We start from the raw sequence: 2213 nt of genomic DNA on the forward strand, positions 1-2213 counted from the left end.
ACCACGCGTCGCTTCATGAGCCTTTACAGCTTCTGTGCGGCCACCAGCATGCAGTCGCGCCGCACGTCGCTCGATGCGCCTTTACCGTGTTTGCGCGGCCTCCAGCGCACAGCTCCACCACGCGTCGATCAATGTGGTTGCGGGTTAATCCAACGGGGTCATTTTTCTGATCGCGCTTTACCGCTTCGAGCTCTGTTCTTCTGGTTAGCGAGAGCCGGGGTCTGGGGCTAGTTGGGCCAGCTTGACTGCTGTTTTTTGCCCACGAACAAACAGAGCCATGAGCGGCTGGTTTTTCAATGGTTTTTCCTTGTTTTTTGTCGAAATTCTTCTTAAGAATCAAGTACTTAGAGGGCTCTATCCTGACTTTTTCCGGGCTGTCCCTGACTTTTTCCGTGTTTACCTGACTTTTTCCGGGTGCTCTCCACATCCTGACATCAAGCAAACTTGTCAGGGAAGCACGGAGGATGTCAGGATGGGGACAAGCCAAGCGCTAGCGAAGTTGGAGCACTACGACGCTCATGACGCAGAGCGATCGACAGGAGAACGTTGGGTGAGCATGTCGAATGCGCTGACTAGAGCGGGGCATGGACTCACGCTTTCGGAGAAGCGGATCGTCATGTGCGCCGTCTCTAAGCTAGACAGCGCCTACTCGCTACAGCCAGGTGCTGTACCGAGGACTCGTATCACTGCAGCTGAGTACGCAGAAATTGCCCAATGTGGGGCGAACGCGGCTTATGAAGGGCTGCAGAGCGCCGCAAAAAATCTCTATAAAAGGCAGATTACCTTCTTTGAGCCAGTTTACAAACGGAACGGTCAGCCTCTAAAGCCGAAGCGCGTTGAAATGCGCTGGGTTGGTCGCGCAACCTATCACGAGGGAGAAGGTTGGGTCGAGCTTGCTTGGTGGCCAGAACTATTGCCACACTTACTCGGGCTCAAACAACAATTCACAAGCTACAAGCTCCAGCAAGCAAATGCTTTACGGTCCGTCTATTCTTGGCGGCTACTGGAACTGTTGATGAGATTTAGAAGCACTGGACGTGCTGAGTACGATATCGACGATCTCAAAGCATCAATGGATGCACCGCCTAGCTTAAGTGACTTTGCTCAGATTAAAAGGCGCATCATCGAGCCGGCCGTAAAAGAGTTGACTGAGAAAGACGGCTGGCAAATCCAATGGATGCCAGTTAAAAGAGGCCGGAAAGTGACAGCTATCCGCTTCAACTTCATTCCGCGAGTCCACGTTCTTAAAGGTGAATAACGCTTAGCTAGCTCGTTGTTTGTGGCTGGCTGCGATGCATCCAGGGTGCAGGGGCGCGAGCCCCTGCCAAGCCGTTTGAGCGAAGCGAAAACATGGCTTGCTTCGCACGTGAGTCGCGTAGCGACTCGAAAGTGCGCACTTCCCGCTCGCTGAACGCAGCGCGGGAAGTGCTCTCTCACGCCAGCACTGCCTCGCTGCCGCGGGGGAGAAGAACGAAGCTCAAGAAGCATCCTCCTTCCGGCGACGGCAAAGCCAAATCAAAACAGCGAGCATCAAGGCGCCGAATGGATAGGCTTGCAGCAGTTGCAGGACCCTTGCCAGTTGTTCGAGTAAATCCATAGACATGTGAATCTCTGTTGAAGATCCAGCTAGACCGCGAAGCGCGGCAAGACCATGTAGCAACCTTTTTTTGCTGCAGGATCATGGACAGAGTACAGTCCCGGCGTCTCTGCGAGACAACCGACTGCTCCACCTCTAGCTGGGCTGGGTTAGTCAAACGGGAGGCCAGTACGTACCAGGTGCTGGCCTTCCCTCTTCTTGGCTACTGTTTCTTGCTTCCCGCTCAGCAGCACAGCGGCATTATCTCTGGATCGTCACACGATAAGAGCCCCCTCCTTTCTCCTTCAGGCTCGTAGCACCCGTTTTTCCCTTTAATTTCCTAGCAAAAACGCCTCTCATCTTTCCGCAGAGTTTCCTACGAGAAAGCAAGGTCTTTCGCCGGAAAGTTGACATCCAATCATCCTGGTCCCTAGCAAGTAGTAGAGAAGAGTTTTATCCGCAATCTCAAAGAGACGTAGCCGATCCTGCATAGAACTAGACGTTTACCAAGCCACCAGCATGCAGTCGCGCCGCACGTCGCTCGATGCGCCTTTACCGTGTTTGCGCGGCCTCCAGCGCACAGCTCCACCACGCGTCGCTTCATGAGCCTTTACAGCTTCTGTGCGGCCACCAGCAT

At 53.9% G+C, this 2213-nt stretch carries 1 protein-coding gene; it reads left to right on the plus strand.

Features of this window, described 5'->3' with window-relative positions; translation table 11 throughout:
- Nucleotides 1-277: 277 nt before the first annotated feature.
- Entirely contained in the window at nucleotides 278-1258 is a 981-nt protein-coding gene (locus tag HHL10_RS30015; protein ID WP_235971881.1) for a replication initiation protein, read from the plus strand.
- Nucleotides 1259-2213 lie beyond the last annotated feature (955 nt).

The sequence above is a fragment of the Azohydromonas caseinilytica genome, from assembly GCF_012927045.1.
Classification (GTDB): domain Bacteria; phylum Pseudomonadota; class Gammaproteobacteria; order Burkholderiales; family Burkholderiaceae_C; genus Azohydromonas; species Azohydromonas caseinilytica.